The sequence below is a fragment of the Enterococcus sp. DIV0008 genome, from assembly GCF_050542615.1.
Taxonomy (GTDB): Bacteria; Bacillota; Bacilli; order Lactobacillales; family Enterococcaceae; genus Enterococcus_D; species Enterococcus_D innesii.
Genome location: NZ_CP172937.1, coordinates 3,169,941 through 3,187,619 on the forward strand (window position 1 = coordinate 3,169,941; position 17,679 = coordinate 3,187,619).

The 17,679-nt window shown below is 40.2% G+C and carries 14 protein-coding genes; 5 read left to right on the forward strand and 9 right to left on the reverse strand.

From position 1 onward, the window contains the following. Positions 1 to 122 precede the first annotated feature (122 nt). Positions 123 to 1,799: an acetolactate synthase AlsS gene (gene alsS, locus IGI84_RS14950; protein WP_430600494.1), complete on the reverse strand. Its 1,677-nt coding sequence runs from the start codon at positions 1,797 to 1,799 to the stop codon at positions 123 to 125. A gap of 239 nt (positions 1,800 to 2,038) precedes the next feature. Here alsS and IGI84_RS14955 point away from each other — a divergent pair, with 239 nt between their 5' ends. The 5 genes from IGI84_RS14955 (at position 2,039) to IGI84_RS14975 (ending at position 5,955) form a co-directional block, all read left to right on the forward strand. After that, positions 2,039 to 2,407: a winged helix-turn-helix transcriptional regulator gene (locus IGI84_RS14955; RefSeq protein WP_077454088.1), complete on the forward strand. Its 369-nt coding sequence runs from the start codon at positions 2,039 to 2,041 to the stop codon at positions 2,405 to 2,407. Continuing rightward, positions 2,389 to 3,090, forward strand: coding sequence for an endonuclease III domain-containing protein (locus tag IGI84_RS14960; RefSeq protein WP_200126717.1), 702 nt, complete (start codon positions 2,389 to 2,391; stop codon positions 3,088 to 3,090). The genes IGI84_RS14955 and IGI84_RS14960 overlap by 19 nt, the downstream gene beginning before the upstream one ends. Positions 3,091 to 3,181: 91 nt before the next feature. Further along, entirely contained in the window at positions 3,182 to 3,712 is a 531-nt protein-coding gene (locus IGI84_RS14965; protein ID WP_077454086.1) for a YbhB/YbcL family Raf kinase inhibitor-like protein, read from the forward strand. Positions 3,713 to 3,738: 26 nt separating this feature from the next. Next, positions 3,739 to 4,827 carry a major royal jelly family protein gene (locus IGI84_RS14970; protein WP_252708795.1) on the forward strand — a complete coding sequence of 363 codons (1,089 nt, stop codon included), beginning with the start codon at positions 3,739 to 3,741 and terminating at the stop codon, positions 4,825 to 4,827. A 75-nt stretch (positions 4,828 to 4,902) separates the two neighbouring features. Beyond that, positions 4,903 to 5,955, forward strand: coding sequence for a zinc-binding alcohol dehydrogenase family protein (locus IGI84_RS14975; RefSeq protein WP_081119378.1), 1,053 nt, complete (start codon positions 4,903 to 4,905; stop codon positions 5,953 to 5,955). 426 nt (positions 5,956 to 6,381) lie between these two features. Here IGI84_RS14975 and IGI84_RS14980 read toward each other — a convergent pair whose 3' ends face one another. From IGI84_RS14980 to IGI84_RS15015, 8 genes are all read right to left on the reverse strand, one after another. Then, positions 6,382 to 6,780, reverse strand: coding sequence for a DUF7006 family protein (locus IGI84_RS14980; RefSeq protein ID WP_430600495.1), 399 nt, complete (start codon positions 6,778 to 6,780; stop codon positions 6,382 to 6,384). Positions 6,781 to 7,495: 715 nt separating this feature from the next. Next, the gene (locus IGI84_RS14985; RefSeq protein WP_430600496.1) at positions 7,496 to 10,456 is read right to left on the reverse strand and encodes a WxL domain-containing protein; all 2,961 of its coding nucleotides are present in this window, start codon (positions 10,454 to 10,456) and stop codon (positions 7,496 to 7,498) included. Between the two features lie 18 nt (positions 10,457 to 10,474). Then, complete coding sequence (locus IGI84_RS14990; RefSeq protein ID WP_430600498.1) at positions 10,475 to 11,533, reverse strand: DUF916 and DUF3324 domain-containing protein; 1,059 nt, start codon at positions 11,531 to 11,533, stop codon at positions 10,475 to 10,477. Between the two features lie 84 nt (positions 11,534 to 11,617). Further along, on the reverse strand, positions 11,618 to 12,451 hold the full coding sequence (locus tag IGI84_RS14995; protein WP_430600499.1) for a WxL domain-containing protein: 834 nt from the start codon (positions 12,449 to 12,451) through the stop codon (positions 11,618 to 11,620). Between the two features lie 24 nt (positions 12,452 to 12,475). After that, positions 12,476 to 12,802 carry an LPXTG cell wall anchor domain-containing protein gene (locus IGI84_RS15000; RefSeq protein WP_430600500.1) on the reverse strand — a complete coding sequence of 109 codons (327 nt, stop codon included), beginning with the start codon at positions 12,800 to 12,802 and terminating at the stop codon, positions 12,476 to 12,478. A gap of 463 nt (positions 12,803 to 13,265) precedes the next feature. Then, positions 13,266 to 15,827: a cation-translocating P-type ATPase gene (locus tag IGI84_RS15005; RefSeq protein ID WP_430600501.1), complete on the reverse strand. Its 2,562-nt coding sequence runs from the start codon at positions 15,825 to 15,827 to the stop codon at positions 13,266 to 13,268. A 256-nt stretch (positions 15,828 to 16,083) separates the two neighbouring features. Further along, positions 16,084 to 16,782, reverse strand: coding sequence for a B3/B4 domain-containing protein (locus IGI84_RS15010; RefSeq protein WP_430600968.1), 699 nt, complete (start codon positions 16,780 to 16,782; stop codon positions 16,084 to 16,086). A 198-nt stretch (positions 16,783 to 16,980) separates the two neighbouring features. Beyond that, complete coding sequence (locus IGI84_RS15015) at positions 16,981 to 17,433, reverse strand: MarR family winged helix-turn-helix transcriptional regulator (protein WP_010748920.1); 453 nt, start codon at positions 17,431 to 17,433, stop codon at positions 16,981 to 16,983. Between the last annotated feature and the right edge of the window lie 246 nt (positions 17,434 to 17,679).

Sequence of the window (17,679 nt, forward strand, 5' to 3'; positions counted from 1 at the left end):
TCCACTTCATATTTTTAGTCAGGCACTGTTTTTATTGTAAAAAAATTTTCTTTTCTTTAGCTTAGCAAAGGTGGATTGCCATTCTTTTCTAGGACATGTTTTGTGGTCCGTAGTAAAAAGATTCAGTACTTTTTAAACGGTTCTTTGTCTCGTAAATGAAGATTCTCATGATTGTCTTCGATCATTTCAATCACTCTTGGTTCACTCGTAGCGTACGCTTCCTTCAACGCAGCATCTAAAGCTTCTTTGGAGCGTACACGGACTGCTTTAATACCGTAGCTTTCAGCCATTTCTTTATACCCAATATAATCGATATCGACCCCTTCTTTTTGTCCGTTATAGTCTAGTTCTTGTTGGAATTCAACCATGTTGTATTCTTTATCCACCCAGATTACTTGCACAATATTCAAATTGTAATGGGCTACTGTAGCTAATTCTTGTGAGGAAAACATAAAGCTGCCATCCCCACCTGAAGACAAAATCTTTTCCTCAGGACGCAACAATGCTGCTGAAATCGCCCAAGGAAGACCGACGCCTAAGGTTTGTTCCCCATCAGACATTAAGAAATGTTTTGGCCGATACACCTTTAGGTATGAACCTAGCCACACTTCATGACTTCCTCCATCCATAACAACGGTCGTATTTGGATGAGCATCGATTATTTTTTGCAAAGAATCAACAATTTCCAATGGATGTAGTTCATCCTCAGTTGTTTGGCTGGGTACTTTTTTCTTCGCTGTCAATTTTTCTTGCAAGTCATGGACAACCATTTTCCACTCATCCGTAATGGCTTGATCCGTTATGCTATTGGTAATATTTTTTAGATTTTTTGCGATATTGCCTAAGAGTATGGTGTCAGGGAGATAAGTTTCATCTAAATGATCCACTACAGTATCAATATCAATAATGCGCTTGTTATCGGTATTCCAAACAGAAGCCCAGTATTCAACCAAGTTTAATCCCAATGTAATCACTAAATCACTGTTAAAAACTAGTTCATCCCCAGGCAGGTTATTAAACAGCCCCACTCGACCCACATAGTTTTTAGAAAACTCGTCCGTCAATAGACCTGTAGCTTCGAACGTCTCCACGACCGGAATTCCCGTTTTTTTAACGAACGCTTGAATGGCAGCCGCCGCATTATCGTCGGCTGCCCGAGCACCAACGATAATAACTGGGCGTTTTGCCGCTTTGATTTTCTCAACTGCACTAAAAATGGCAGCTTCGTCACTGATCGTATTGTCCAATTGATTCACTAAGGTCGAAAAAGCCAAACCAGATTTAGTGGTCTCAGCTAACAGAATATTACCTGGAATATCCATAAAAACGGCCCCGGGATTGCCATTGATACTTGAGACATACGCATTCGCTACTTCATCTGCAAGAGCATCGGTATGCTGAATTTCCTTGGCATATTTAGTAATCGTTGAATCATTCATTACGCCAGAAATATTAGGATTTTGAGGATCCGGTGTTACTAACTTCGCTTGTGGAACTTGTCCGGCAATAGCCAATACCGGGTCACCATCAGAAGTCGCCGTAGCTAAAGGTGTGACCAAATTCAAAGCCCCCGGTCCTGACGTAGTCATCACTACACCAGGTTTACCAGTCATGCGCCCAATTCCTTGTGCCATGAAACCCGCATTTTGTTCATGTCTTACCGTAACAACTTTAATCTCTTCACGTTTCTTCAAAGCCATTAATAGCGGACCCAACTTGCCGCCTGGCAATTGAAAGACATATTCCACGCCATTTTTAATCAATGTATCTACAATCAAGTCTGCACCGTTCTTATTCATAATAAATCTCTCCTAAATGTTTTTTGCAAGTTGTTTATTAGGATTACTTGAGATAGCTGTAAAGGTAATAAATTTGCTTACTCGTGTACTATAGATTCAAAAGAAAGAATTGTACATTAGGGAATTTTTTTATACGTCTATTTCTTATTGCTTCTTACGATTAGGAGATGAATTATTTTACAAATAGTAAGTAAATCCTTATGATACTCTCAGACATACGGAAAAGGAGACAACGGAAGATGACAAGAAAAATATACAATTGCGAAAATGGCTGCGCGGTCGAATCGACTTTACAAATGATTTCAGGTCGTTGGAAAAGCGTTATCTTATATCATTTGATGTTTGATGGGTCGCTTCGCTATAACGAACTACAAAAGCTGATTCCTGGCATCACTAGAAGAATGGTCTCTTTGCAGTTGAAAGATTTAGAAAAGGATGGATTGATCTATCGTAAGGTCGTTCAGGAAAAACCATTACAGGTTGTGTATGGAATGACCGATTATGGCTACTCTTTAAAAGAGATCATTGAATTATTGTATCGCTGGGGCGAAGATTTTAATCACAAAAACGCGGGATTACTTGAAGAAGAATGTTTAACTTGCAATTGATCGCGACTGCTAGTAAAAATGAGGTTTTTAACGTGAAAAAGATTGAAAATATTGAAGAATTATATGAAGCATTAAGCACATCAATGGAACATTCAACGTGGTGGGATACAGAAAATCCATGGGAAATCGTTGTCGGATCAATTTTGGTTCAAAATACCAATTGGAAAAATGTGGCCTATTCCTTAGCAAACATCAGAAGAGAGATTGGATTTTCTCCGAAAAGATTGGCAGAAATTGATCAGTTCCTTCTTCAGGATCTGATTCGGCCCAGTGGTTTCTACAAAAATAAATCCCGCGCGATAAAAGAAATCTTTTCTTGGTTTCAGCGCTACAACTATGATATCGGTATTATACAGAAAAAAGAACAGGCTGAGTTACGAAAAGAGTTGCTAGCTATCTATGGTGTTGGCTATGAAACGGCAGATGTACTAATGGTTTTTGTGTTTAATAAGGTCGTGTTTATCGCTGATAAATACGCACAACGAATTTTTAGTCGCTTAGGCCTAAATGAGCCGCTTACTTACCTCACTCTTCAAAATATGATCGAATTACCGGATACATTTACCAATGAACAAGCACAAAATTTTCATGGTTGGCTAGTTGATTACGGTCAAGTCCATTTGAGATCGGATAAAGACTGGCAAGCAGGCTTCTTAAGTCAGTTTACACTCGTTCACCTCTAATTGTGGTATAAAAAAATTCCCTAATTTACATTTCATTGACCGAGGATTACGCTGTCCTTGTTACAAAAACACGTTTCAAGGAGGAGATAGTATGAACGATCCATTTTTAGGATTACAAGACGTGCCAGCGTTTCACGTGACCAGTAAGGACATTGTTGACGGGAAACTTATGGATAAGAAATTTATGTCTGGCGATTTTGGGATTGAGGATGGACAAGACATTTCACCAGAGCTTCATTGGACCGGTGCACCAAGCAATACGAAAAGCTATGCGGTTACCTTATACGACCCTGATGCACCAACTGGATCCGGATTCTGGCATTGGGCAGTCATGAATATCCCCGCTTCTGTAGAGGAATTATCACAAGGAGCCGGCAGTAGCGATAACGCAAAGCTGCCACAAGGAGCCGTTCAATTACCAAATGATGCCCGCATGAAAAAATATATTGGTGCTGCGCCGCCCAAAGGTCATGGTGTTCATCACTACTTCTTAACGGTTTGGGCATTGGCTATTGAGAAAGTTGAAATTCCTGAGGATTCTACCCCAGCCTTTTTCATTTTTAATACCTTTGGACATGTCCTAGCTCGTGGTGTTGTGAACTTTGAAGTCGAAGTGAAATAGGGAAATCTCAGAGAGGAAGATACGTAATGAATGCTGCAAAAGAAAACTATTTTGGCAAACTAGAACAAGTCCATGAATTTTATGGTGCGATGCCTACCGGTGTTAGCTTATCGGAAACCGGGAGAATCTTTATTAATTTTCCTGAATGGGGAGACCAAGTAACCGCGACAGTCGTTGAACGAGTAGACGGCAAATTAATTCCTTATCCTAGCCAAGAAGCGAATGCATTTGATCCTCAAAATCCGGAAAACGGATTTCTAAGTGTACAAAGTATTGTTGCTGATGGTGCTGGTACTTTGTGGGTATTGGATACCGCTGCACCCAAATTCACCGTTCCTGTTAAGGGTGGTGCAAAACTGGTTGCTGTGGATTTAAGTACTAATCAAATTCGCAAAGTCTATACTTTTTCACCGGATGTCGTCCTAGACTCTACGTATTTGAATGATGTTCGAATTGATTTACGCCGCGGTTCTGAAGGGGTAGCCTATATAACCGATTCTTCTATTACCGGTCCTGGTGCGTTGATCGTACTCGATTTAGGTACTGGCGATGCGTTTCGTATTTTAGATGGCGCACCCTCCACCGCGGTTGATCCAGCCTTTATTCCTAAAGTTGAAGGCGAGATTTTGTTAAATCGCTCGGCTGATGGAACAACTTCGCCTTGGCAAGTGGCAGCTGACGGCCTAGCGATTTCTCCCGATGGAAAAACCTTGTTTTTTAGTCCTTTATCCAGTCGACATTTATACTCAATTGAAACTGATAAAATTTTCAACAAAGAAATTGACGATCATGCGTTAGAAGCACATGTTAAAGATTGGGGCGAAAAAGGCGCCTCCGATGGCATGATTACGGCAGAAGATGGAACGATCTATGCTGGCGACTATGAAAACAACAGCATTCGTGTGATTCACACGGATGGTACTATGGAAACTTTGGCTCACGATCCGCGTATTTTATGGCCAGATACTTTATCTATTGGACCAGATCAATACTTATATTTTAACGCCAACCAGCTGCAACGGCAGGCTAGTTTTCACAAAGGAGAAGACCTGAGAGAGAAGCCTTACAGTCTGTTCCGCATTTTTATCGGGAAAGGTCCTGCGAAAGCAAACTAACCGGTCTTGATCCAAATGGAGGGCAATACGTAAAAGAAATAATACGATTTTCTATCCAGAAAAGGAGGAATTAAGATGTCAGAACAGAAAACGATGAATGTAATAGGCTTTTTCGAAGGCCTGCCAATTGAATCTACGCATAGTTTTATTGACCAAAAAGAAGGAATCCCTGTTCCAGGTCCTCGTGATTTATTAGTAAAAATCAAAGCCGTTTCGGTCAATCCAGTCGACACCAAATTACGGCAAACGACTCGCAAGCGAAATGCCCTGCGTATCTTAGGTTTTGATGCGGTCGGAGAAGTGGTCGCTGTCGGAAAAGATGTCATGAAATTTACTGTTGGTGATCGGGTCTTTTATGCAGGAACCACCACTCGATCAGGAAGCAATCAAGAATATCAAGCAGTCGATGAACGGATCGTTGCTCTAGCCCCTAAAAATTTAACAGATGAAGAGGCGGCTGCATTCCCATTGACTGCATTAACCGCTTATGAATTGCTGTTTGAAAAATTCGGCTTGACTCCTAAAGAAAACGCCAATCAAGGGAAAAGTATTCTCGTTATCAATGGTGCGGGTGGTGTCGGATCGATACTGAATCAGTTGGCTCATTGGGCAGGTCTAGAAGTGTATGCTACCGCTAGTTCAAAAAATTTTGACTGGCTTCAAAAAACCGGGGTTGACCACCCTTTAGACTACCATCATGACCTAAGAGACAGCTTTCGAGAATTAGGCGTTCCGAATGTCGGTTATATCGCTGTCTTGTTTGACATCACCCAATACTTTGATCAAATCAGCCATTTGGTAAAACCTTATGGTCATGTGGGCACGATCGTTGGCATTCACGAGCCCCTTGATTTAAGTGTATGGAAAAACCTTTCTGTTAGCTTTGATTGGGAGTATATGTTCGCTAAAACAGACCACGACTATCAAATCGAGACACAAGGACAAGCGCTAAAAATGATTGCTGATTTAGCAAATGAAGGGACACTAAAAACAACCTTAAGCAAAGTCTATTCGGATGGAATCAACGCGGCAAATTTGAAGCGCGCAACGAGAGATGTCGAAAGTGGCCATATGTTGGGAAAAGTCGTCGTAAGTGGTCCTTTTAATGGAAACCCTACAGGGAATTAATCGTAAAAAAGCTTTGTTTTCATCCAAGCTTTAGCTTTATTGGCATTCACTATTTTGGGAATGCCTTTTTTTATTTCTTAAAAAAATCATTTGTGAGCAAAGACGTTTTTTTGATAGATCAAGTCAGCATAAGTACTTCGCCTAATGCTCATCCAGAACATATCTCGCGCTCCCTCTATCTATATCCTTTGAACACCGCCCTTTCAGAGCTGCGAAAAAGACACACACCTCTCGAACGTGAGCGTCTTTGATGCACTTTTAGCGGTGGGCGATTTGTAAAAAAATGAGTGACTACACTAGCTTACGCACCTAGTATTGATCGACAAGATCACGAGCCGGCTCCTCTGGATTGAGCAACATACCTATTCAGTATACTCAGGAGATAGTGATCGAGTGCTCTTGATTATTATGAAGAGCAATATCCTGTTACGATACATTGAATATCAAAGAGGTAGTTGGTTCCATATTTAAGGAATAGCCACACAGTTCTTTATGATAATTTCGATAGTCATTTTCAATGATGCCGATTATTTCTTCGCTGGAAAACTCATCATATTGACAGAATTCAACTAATAAACACAATTTAGCGTCAATTCCCAGTATTTCTGGAATTATTCTCCAAAATGTTTCACTTGATATAGCTGTTTCAAGCTTATCTAACTTTTCGAATTGTTCATGAGTATATTTCTTTAACTTACCGCATTTGTTTACTGCCTCTTCAAGTTCGGTAGAAAAACGATTGATATACTCTTTTTTCGTCTTAAAGCCCATCAGATTGTTCTCCTTTCTCTCGTATAATTTCCCTTCATCCCAGTACTCTTTCACTTGTTTGCCTTCAGTTTCAGAATTCCCCTGTTAGAAACTATTCTTGTTCTATCGCTAACTTTCATTTCAGTAAAAAGCGGTACTTTTTCACTGCTCCTTGGGCATGCAAACAAAAAAATTTTCGATATTTCCAATATGTAGGCTATTTCTGATACAACTATCTCCCCTGATCCAGCGTTAAATATCTGTCAAGAGAATCCTCCCTCGTCTTGCGGCTCTCTTTAAAAAGCGAGGGGATAATGTTGAGGTTCGATCCATCTAAAAAATGCCCGACAGCAGACTAAGTGTTCAGTCTAGCTACATGTCGTTTCGTCTCACCGAAACGGCCTGCGGTATCTTGAATATTTTTAGCTATTCGAGAATAGCTTTTTGAGTCCAGTTGAATACTGATCAACTAAAAAGAAAAAATTTTTGATCTAGTCGAGGTTATCCTTTTAATAGTGAAAGGGACAAGAGCAATCCTCCAGATAAAGGAAAGTCGATCTCCTAATTTGTATTTGTTCACTACCTGAGTGCGCTTTTTGGCAAGTTTTTTCCATGAAGCTTTAACTGTCACAGTTTTCTTTTAACAGGCATAGAACTCACACCTAGTGCGTACTTTTTTCCTCATAGACTAAGTAATAAACCAACTGACTTCTGCCCCGTTCTCTTAAGAAATAGAGTGGTCGTAACTATTAGAAAAAGGAAAAGAGCACATCCTCTTTCCCTTTCGTTTTTAATTGCTAGGAACAGCACTCAATTCCCAAACAAGGGTGGTAGAATAGGTAGTCGCATCTGGATTTGTACCTTGTGGTACGTGAAGCGCAACACTTTTCCCTGCCGTATCTCCATCTCCAAAGCGATAGATCCAAGTACCTGTTCCTTGATTTCCTTGGGCTTTGAGTAGTGTCCTTCGATTTCCAGGAATGAGTTCGCGAACCGATTGAAGCTCAGGTTCCGTACCACCTTGCGCGGTAATAACTTGTTGATTCGACAAACTTAAGCTAGCACCAATAAGCTCTTGATTTTCTGCCCCTTTGAACTGTGATTTTTGCGTCACAGCTAATTCCCAGCCATCACGTATATTGGCTGGTCGTCGATCACTGATTTGAACATAGTTTGGGCGTTCTTCCGTTTCATTCACTGTCCCATCTTCGTTCAACAAACGTTGGGGACGTGCATAGTAGGTTTGGCTGCGAGCAGAAATAGCTTGGGAACCAAAATGAAAGGATGAAATGAAATCAATGCTTAACTGCCCTTGGTTTTCTGGTAGTATAGGCATATTTTCCGGAACAACTTCTATTCCAGGATCTAACGGATCAACAGGAGGCATCTTTTTTCTCTCTTCGACTATCGTACTCGCCGTATCATCTTTTCCGTTTAAAAAAGCATAGGCAGTTACCGTATTGCCCGCGGTAAAATGCAGTCCTTCAGGTATTTCATAATAGTAATCACCATTTTCATCTGCGGCAACATGATAAAACGCTTCTTCGGAGAGATTGGGAGAAGGAATTTCCCCCTCTGGGATTGCTAGATCCCCGGCTAATCGTACCAGACTGTGAGGTGTAGCTTTTCCAGTAACTGTGTAAGAATTGGTTTCATTAGGATCTTCTGTTAAAGGATCAATACTTACTTGGACATCTGGTATTTTTTCAAATAGGACCCGTTGAACGTTTTGAGTCGTAAAGTTCGCTCGAAAGCTATCAATGGTTTCTTGTGAGATCGAGGAACTGCTTTCGATACGAGGAACCACTCCGGTATATCGCAGGTTCAAATTAAAAATAGGGGTCCATGAATGATCGGGTGTTTCGCCAAAGTTTCCTCTCCCCCACTGTTTCACTGATTGCACATCTATATCTAGAAGGCCATTACTTCCTGCGATGTTAATCAGTCCATTGGCTGTAGAAGTTCCTGCTATGGTCCCCGTGCGCTCTAGATTTACTTCTTGCGCATCAGAAAATTCAAATGTTGAACCACCAGAAGCAAAGTACATTAAACTCTGATTATTCGAAGTGCTGTCACTTTTGATATCCAATGTGGCATCTTTCCCAATGGATACTTGCGCATTCCCGGCGACATGGATAATATTTGATGGAGAAGCGCCCATTTCAGTGGCTGAAATACTCAGTGTACCCCCATTCTCTACTAGCAGTTTGCTGCCAGCAGCCATCCAAATAATGTTGTAAATATTCCCATTAAAATTTGACTTTGTTCCTTTAGAGTCAATTGTAAGGGAACCTTGTTCTTTGATACTGAGAGCAGAATTTGCCGTTCGCAATGAAATAGCTGACCTGAGGTTTTGGGGCTGTAAAGTCATGGTTGCACCTTCATCGATTTCAACATTTCCTCTTCTAACCAGCAAACTTGTCCCATCCGCTTCACCAGCATTTCCGTTTGATATTGCATTCAAAGATGAATTCTTTTCCATTTTAAAGTTATTGTTGGGATGGACCACGCCACCCAAATCCAAATTTCCGGCACTGATCGTCTCCAGCTCAACTTCGGCATCTTCCATGATCGTTAAATTAGAGGCGAAAATATTTGTTTGATCTAATGCATTGATGCGCCACGAATTAAACGATGATGTGTATTCAGCTACTTGTTTACTACTAGACTTGCCTGAAAATTTAATACTGGAATACGGGGAATGAATCAATTGGTTTCCATAGTTAGTAATATTGTGATAAGTGATTTCACTCGCAGTTTGATTTGTTATATTCAAATCGTTGAAAGTTATTGGACCATAATAGTTCCCGTGATAGATCTCTAGGTCTTTTAACGTCAAATTCCATGGATTTGCTAAACTGGCGGTGACATTGTTAAAGCAGAGTGTAACAGCTCGAAAATCAATTTCATGCCCATTTCCTTCAATAGTTAAACTTCTAGAAATATTTGCTACAGTAAGGTAAACAAATGTAATTCCCCCACTAACGTTGCTAGTACCTCCCGCCGTTACATCCGTTAGATTGAGGCGAGGATTGTTGGGCGTCTGAAAATCAGCGACGACATTGATCGTCGTGACTGTCGGGTTCACAAAGGCCCGAATAAATTCTTCCCAATTTGCTACATCTTGAATACTAGAATCCTGTGTATCTCGAAGGGATTCCGACGAACGTTCCAGATCCTCTTGTAAAGACTCAGACGTTTTTAAATCTGCTTGATCATCCTCGATGCTCCCCACTTCTTCCTCTGCTTCTATGGGAATTTCTTCAATAGTTTGCTCATCGGCTTCTGACTGAATATCAATTGCCATTTTCGTGTCAGCTATCATCAGCTCGTACTTGCCGACAGCCGTAAAAACAAAAGGAAGCGAAAACTTATCTAAGGGTACATCGGAGCGAACGATCCACTGATTCTCCATTTCCGTGCGATGCAGAGTGATCCCTGAGGCTAGCTCATCTGTCACGATCGTTGCTTCTCTTGGTATATTGATTGTCACCTCGGTGATTTCACGGTTTACACTAAAATGTAGTGTGAACAATTCATCTACGACTTGTTTTTTTTGCGTATTTTCAAAAGAAGCAATGACCGGTGTTTTCTCCTCGTCCTCATCCAAATGTTCGAGGTCATTTGGGATTTCTATTGAACTTGCATGGTCAACTGCATAGACCATGCTGATTGGCATAGAAAGGGGCTGCATGAACAACAATAATGTTGTACTCAGCACGAGCATTCGCTTTTTCAGTCGGATGTTCATTCTACTCACTCCTTTTTGTTATTCTTGCTCGTTGGCTTTTGTTTTCTTTTTCAAGAGGATAAGATAAAAAACCAGTCCCAACAAAAGAAAGATCAAAATAAATGCCCCAATCATCCACCAGTTGGTGCTCGTAGCGATCGTCACATCTGCACGATTAAAGGCGCGTGCTTCCTCTGCTTCAATCGTAAACGTTCGCCCCCACGTCCATTCTTCCTCACCAGAAGCTGCTTTTAGCTTCAAGAGATACTCCCCAGCCACAAAGCGATCTCCTTCTAGGGAAATCGGAAAGTGAAAGTGCGAGTTTGGTGCCATTTGCATCATCTCTTCACTCGCTTCATAGAGAATATCCGTTTCTCCCACTCGTTGAACGGTCGCTTCCACAGCCATGCGGTTTACAAACGTTGGGGTAAAGTTCTGAATCGTCGCACTGATAACATTGCGATAGTTCAACTGATCCGCAAATACATCTAGCAAATCAAGATTCGGTTGGACTGAATTTCGAGAATTACTGACAACAACACCGATGACATAGGCGAATTCATTCTCGATCGCTAGACCTTCTTCTTCTGTAGGTTCCTCTGCACTTTCTTCTTTGACTTCTGTAATACGCAGACCGCCTGCTAAGAATCCTTCAAACGATTCCTCTGGCATATGTAAAGGAACCATAATTGTTTTGGTTTCATTTCCTGCTAAGTCAATGACACCTGAAGGGTCGATCAATTCATCTAGGGAATAAGGAAGACTCCTATCTGGTTCTTGGGCATCTTTTCCATATTCAACGACACCATGAACATTGGTATATGCTGTATGTGGAGTCACTTGCACTTGAATCGGTTCGCTATTGGCATTTTGTAGTTTTAAAGCCAAGTTTTCCGTTTCTCCAGCAGCTAGATTCAAATCAAAGTAACTAGTAGATCCTTCTACCTGACTCTCAGGAAATTCAGGGGTGACATAAAAAGAGAGCGTTCCTTCTTCCCCATGAGCGATCAATGGAAACAGCATCATAATAAAAGAAAAAAGGGGGATCAGCCACCAAGTCCCCTTCCAAGACTGAGCAACTGCGATCGATTGTTTCAATGTAAAGCTCCTTTCTTAGAAAAACAGCGCCACAACTTCATTGTGACGCTGCCGAGAGTTTTTCAACAAATGTTGTGGTTATACTTATTCGTCTCCATCTGGGTTTGTTTGACCTGGATCTGACTCTCCTGCATCTTCACCTGGAGTTGTCGTTAACTCCCATGTCAAGATTGCTTTATAAGTTGTCGCATCTTTGGCAGTTGAACCTGGAACTGATAGTTTGATGGCCTCATTTTCGACAACTTCAATCGTTTCATCCGCAAACCGTCTGTTCAACTCTGCTTGGTCCCCCCAGACAACGGAAGAAGCGCCGTTTCCTTTCATTTGTGCTGCAGTCATTACGGAACGGCCCGCACCGTTTGGTAAAAGTTTTAGCCCAGCTTCATGTGCTACCGGAGCATTTTCTTGGTTACTACCTACATAATCAATATAGGAATCTACAAAAGTAATTTCCGCACCGGTTAATACATTATTTTGCGTATTTGATGTAAATTCTGAAAGACTGACCTTTAAGTCCCATCCCGCATTGTTTCCACGTAAGTCTTGGACTTGAGCAAAAGAAACATAGGGTACTTTGTTTTCATCACCCTCGGTGTCACGCAACTGTTGCATCTCAGCAACCATATTATAATCTCGATCTTGATTTGAAATAACTTGTGAGCCAAAGTTCATTGTCGCAGCTTTCAAAATAGATAACGGTCCAGTTGTCCCAGGTACTTCAGGATCAACGATTACATCTGGCCCTTCTTCAGGACCGGTCGGTGGGATTACTTCTAATTCTTCGTTCTCTGCTGGTTTAAATTCGATCTGACCTTCAGTCGTCACTTCTCTTATCTCCTCAGCAAGCACAGAAACTGCGCCTCCAGCTAAGATCGTACTTGATAGTGCGGCAATTGTTGCTAAACGAATAAATTTCATTTGATGATTCCTACTTTCTTATTGTTATCGTTTTGTCGTTTGGTTTTTCTGACGTTTCCCTAAAAAGAAAACGGTACTGATTAGAAGGACTCCTAGCCAAATTAGCATGGGATCTCCTATCACATTTGTTTGTGGCAATCTACCATCTGGTTTAGCCACATCAGTTATTGGTGGTCTCACAATACTTTCAGGTGGTTTTGGATCAGGGGTACCAATAGGTTCATAGATTCCAGTGAATCCAATGGTGCCGGTTGTTTCAACTCGTTGAACCTCTGCGGCAACGGCTTTACTAGATGAAAATATAACAACAATTAGAGTGAAGACTATCCATTCTGATAATTTTTTGAACATGTCCCTCCCCCTTGTTTTGTCCCAAAAATCTTCGTTTATGAAAAAACGAAAAAAAGGCACCCGATTCAATCGAATGCCTCAAATAATGTTGTTAGATTAAGTTTTTTTAAAACAGATGGATACACAGTCGTTATTCTCATAAACGAAGGTTTTTGATACTCTTATCTGTAAGTTTGTATGCATACATCTTTCTTACAGGACTAAGATTACCAAGAATTTTAAAAAAATTAAAATCACGATTTTCATATAAAGATGAAATAGCTAAACAGTACTCGTTGCTTTTGATAGTGAGTAAAGGAGAATGATGGCTTATTTTCCCCACGATTCCTCCAATTCATTAAGCATCATCGCTTCACCGTATTATTGATATCTCAATAATAAAAAATAGAATCTAGTTTTTGCCACCTTGCTAATTCGGTAACTAGCTTTAACGAAACAGAAGATTCCCCTCCTATCATTCACATTAAAACAAACCAAAGTATTTTTTCACTTCAATATACACTAAAGGAAAAATGGATAAGCCGATTACCCATAGCCAGTCAACTGCACGAAGAGAGACAAAGCCAAAAATGGTTTGCGTGAATGGAATCGTTACTAACAAGATAATGATCAATGCACCTATGAAGGTTGTCATTACTAACAACGGATTGCTCAAAAAACGCAGCTTCAGGATAGATTCTTTACTTCTACAATTAAACATATGCACAATAGTTGATAATCCCAATACAATAAATGTCATTGTCTGCGAAACCTCTATCGATTCTAGACGTCCAATTAGAATAGCGCCTAATGTGACGACTGTAAAAACCATTGAGATTTCTAAAATTTTTACCAATAATCCTTGCGCAAAAATGCTCGTGTATTTAGCGATCGGGGCTTCCATCATTGCTTTTTTATCGACTGGTTCAATGCTAAGACTCATTCCTGGGATTCCATCTGCAACTACTTTTATGATTAACAATTGAACCGCTGTAACAGGTGCTCCCCACCCAACGAGCAAGGAAATTAAAACGATTGTCAGTGCAGAAATGTTGCAACCTAACATCGCATATAATGATTTTCTGATATTGCTGTATACCCGTCGACCTTCTTCAACCGCCTGAACAATCGTCGCAAAATTATCGTCTACTAAAACCATATCAGAAGCTTCCTTTGCTACTTCTGTGCCACCTCCCATTGCGATCCCTACATCAGCTGCTTTTAATGCAGGTGCATCATTGACACCATCGCCAGTCATAGCGACAATCTCATCATTTTTTTGGAATGCTTTTACGATTCGAATTTTATCTTCTGGGGAAGTACGAGCAAAGACTCGATAGTCATCAATCACACGAGCTAATTTTTCATCGCTCATTTCATGTAAATCCGCTCCGGTCATTGCTTTTTTCCCATCGGTGAGAATTCCTACATCCTCTGCGATTTTCTTTGCTGTCAGTAAGTGGTCCCCTGTGATCATTACGGTTTGAATCCCTGCTTGTTTTGCAATAGAAACAGCCGTATAGCTTTCGGGCCGAGCTGGGTCGATAATCCCAACAAATCCTGCAAATTCTAACTGACTTTCAAGAATTTCTTCAGTAAAACGTGTAGGTTTTTCATCGTATCTTTTATAAGCAACGCCCAAAACACGGTATGCTTGATTGGCCAACTCATCATGCTTGTTCAAGTAGGCAGGGTTGTTCGCATCAATGAGATCCAAGCGATCAAAAGCCCCTTTTGTGACAGAAACATATTGGTCGTTTACTTTATATAAGACGGTCATCCTTTTTCGTTTTGAATCAAAGGGAACTTCATGAATCTGTTCAAAGGTTGAAGCGACTTTACCTAATTCCTCTTCAGTGAAGAGCGATGCCAGTTTTTTTCTGATCCCCAACTCTGTTGGATTGCTGGTTACTGCTGTATTTTCTTCCATCGAACTAGCAAGATAGAAGAGAAATAAGAGATTTTTTTCCTTCTCTTTTGTTATTTCTAAGCAAGAAGTCAGTTTATCCTTCATCGTGGCAACTTCTTTCACGGTCATCTTATTTTCGGTAATCGTTCCAGTTTTGTCTGAGCAGATGATTGAAACACCCCCAACGGTTTCTACTGTTGAAGGAGTCCTAACGATGGTTTTCTTCAGTGCCATATTCCTCATCCCAACAGCTAGAGAGATTGTTACTACGACTGGCAAAACCTCTGGAATAGCAGCAACAGCCATTGATATTGCAGTCATGATACTGGTCTCTAAAGACAATCCTTTGCTGATTCCTATAGCAATCGCTAGAAAGCCAGAGAGAATAGCGATTAGGCCTAGAACTTTCCCCAGTTTTTGCATTTTTATTTGTAAAGGTGCTATGGTTGTTTCTTCCTTGCTTAATAAGCTCGATATTTTACCAATTTCCGTATTCATTCCTGTCTTTTCAACTCGAACGTTTGCTTTTCCTGTGACGACCAATGAGCCAGAAAAAACCAAGTCTTTTCTGTCTCCTAAAGAATCTTCTTTAGAAGAAATATAGGTGGGATCTTTTTCACTTGGTTCACTTTCACCAGTTAGAAACGATTCATCAACAAAGAAATTACTACTCGTTAAAAGCTTAGCATCTGCTGGAATACGGTCCCCTAATGCCAACTGAACAATATCACCAGGAACAATGTTCAAACTTTCAATCTCTTTTAACGCCCCATCTCTGAATATTTTACTTACGGGAACACTCATCTTATTTAATTCACTCATTGATTTTTCCGCATGTTTTTGCTGTCGAATCGACAAATATAGATTAAGAATGACAATTGAAAAGATGACTATTGGTTCCGTAAAATCATCAGGATGATTTTGAAATGCAACATAACTAGATAAGAGTGTTGCAACGATTAAAATCAAGATGGTAATATCCTTCATCGACTCTTTCAAATAGTCATAAAAGTGCTTCTCCTCTTTGCTTTCTATGGAATTAAACCCATATTTTTCTAGCTTCATTTCTGCTTCTTTACTGGAAAGTCCTGACTGGTTAGGGCTGTTTCCGTTTTCTTTCAATTGTTCTTTTACCATCTGCCTATACCTCCTAAAACAAAAAAGAAGTCAGACAAACTAACCATAAAAGCCTAAGGTTAGTTTTTCTGACTTCAATAAGATTTATTCCGGCGAACAAATCTAATGTCATTATTTAAATTCCACCTAATTATTGCACATCCGAATATTTGGGTCAAGATTTTCACGATAACCAATCAATCAAAATGAGAGAATGGTATGCAAAATCGAGAAAAAGTACGTGTACATCCTTATCCTATAGACAAGAAGCTCGCCCTTACAAAATGATTTCAGGATTTTCTTTCCTTAGCACATAATCATTACCTGCTACGTTAAAATACTCTTGAACCAACTGACTTAACTCTTTGATTGCTTCATTCGCCCGAGCCCGTTGCGTTTCATTGATCGATTCAATGAATAAAACAGCATGGGTGGTCTCTTCTGTTAGCATCGTACGTTGGGCTTCCCGCCAATTCAAGCATCGACAAATTGCCCCTTTCTCATCATAGTAAATGACTTCCTTTTCCAAGGCTGGGGAATCAGTATCTGCACCTAAGGGAAAGAAAGATTCGCCACCTTTTGCAACGCCTAAGTGAAGGTCGCCAACGATTGTATCGAGGTCTTCTCCGCCTAAAGGGACACCATATTTCAAGGAAATACTATTATAAATATCTACTAAAGGATTGATGGGAGAAAATTCTCTGTCTTGATTCACCCGTTTCAACAGTGCTTCGATGGAAGAGCGTACCCCTTTTTTCGTTTTAAATTGCTGAAAAGCACTTCGCCATTCTTGGATCACTTGGTTTTCACTGAAGGTGTCGGTCGTTAAGTAGCGCTTTGCTTGTTCTTTACTACTTTTTAGCAAGTCAGTAAAAAACGTTTCGTGTGCAGCATCGGCAACATTGTTTATATTTTTTACAACAAGGCAGTTGATTTGTGCTTCTGGAAATAGTGCCCAAAATTCTTGATCGATCATTATTTTCTTCACTTTCTCTACACTCCTGTTTAGTTTATTTGAACAAACTCATGTCCTTTATTTTTCAGGCTCTCTGTTTTTTCAGCAGCCAGCCGAGCTATATCATTCTTAACAAAATATCAGCTACCTGTGCTTCCTACCCTAGGTAGCATGAATGTCCATTCACTCAGTTCCAATCTCCCCAGCGGCGTTATTCGTTCAATAGTCTCTTTTGATCCCATTCTTGACGTTGACCCAATCAACTTCTACCGAAGATTTTATTTTTGCCAGCATTTCCGCAAGATTTTTTCTTTCTAAAGCAGATAACTGTTGAATCGCTACTTTATTTGAATAGTTATTTTCTCTTATGATTAATTGAACCGCCTGTTTTCCTTTGATGGTTGTGTATAAGTGTTTGATTTTTTTATTTTCTTTGTCTGACTCTTTTAGAATGAAGCCATTTTCCTCTAACTTTTTTACCGCCCGGGACAAAGTCGTGCGATCAACTTTGATCAGTTCGGCTAATCGTTCAGGAATAATTCCTTCATTTTCAAATATACGAACTAAGTAAATGTATTGGCCTTTACTGAGTTGAACCTCTTTAAATTCAATATTAGCAATTGATTCCAACATTCTACTGATCGAACCTATCTCACGAAGTATATCCTCCACGAACTATCCCCTCCCTATCTAGGACTATAATAGCCCATTATTGTTGCATATGCAACAATAATGGGCTTGGTTTACTTTTTACTCACTCTTAGAAAATGGGTGTATTGCATAAGCTTGTCTCAAAAAAGCAGGAGAATACCGAGAAAAACTTCTCTGTACTCTCCTTTTACAATCATTCCAAGTAGAAATACTATTCGAATTTCTCCTAATTTCAAAACCAAATTCATGAAGGTGATTGCTTAGACC

Bases quoted from the DNA above. Each gene is read 5' to 3' on its own strand.
- alsS (WP_430600494.1), bottom strand. From the start codon at position 1,799: ATGAATAAGAACGGTGCAGACTTGATTGTAGATACATTGATTAAAAAT.
- IGI84_RS14955 (WP_077454088.1), top strand. From the start codon at position 2,039: ATGACAAGAAAAATATACAATTGCGAAAATGGCTGCGCGGTCGAATCG.
- IGI84_RS14960 (WP_200126717.1), top strand. From the start codon at position 2,389: ATGTTTAACTTGCAATTGATCGCGACTGCTAGTAAAAATGAGGTTTTT.
- IGI84_RS14965 (WP_077454086.1), top strand. From the start codon at position 3,182: ATGAACGATCCATTTTTAGGATTACAAGACGTGCCAGCGTTTCACGTG.
- IGI84_RS14970 (WP_252708795.1), top strand. From the start codon at position 3,739: ATGAATGCTGCAAAAGAAAACTATTTTGGCAAACTAGAACAAGTCCAT.
- IGI84_RS14975 (WP_081119378.1), top strand. From the start codon at position 4,903: ATGTCAGAACAGAAAACGATGAATGTAATAGGCTTTTTCGAAGGCCTG.
- IGI84_RS14985 (WP_430600496.1), bottom strand. From the start codon at position 10,456: ATGAACATCCGACTGAAAAAGCGAATGCTCGTGCTGAGTACAACATTA.
- IGI84_RS14995 (WP_430600499.1), bottom strand. From the start codon at position 12,451: ATGAAATTTATTCGTTTAGCAACAATTGCCGCACTATCAAGTACGATC.
- IGI84_RS15000 (WP_430600500.1), bottom strand. From the start codon at position 12,802: ATGTTCAAAAAATTATCAGAATGGATAGTCTTCACTCTAATTGTTGTT.
- IGI84_RS15005 (WP_430600501.1), bottom strand. From the start codon at position 15,827: ATGGTAAAAGAACAATTGAAAGAAAACGGAAACAGCCCTAACCAGTCA.
- IGI84_RS15010 (WP_430600968.1), bottom strand. From the start codon at position 16,782: ATGATCGATCAAGAATTTTGGGCACTATTTCCAGAAGCACAAATCAAC.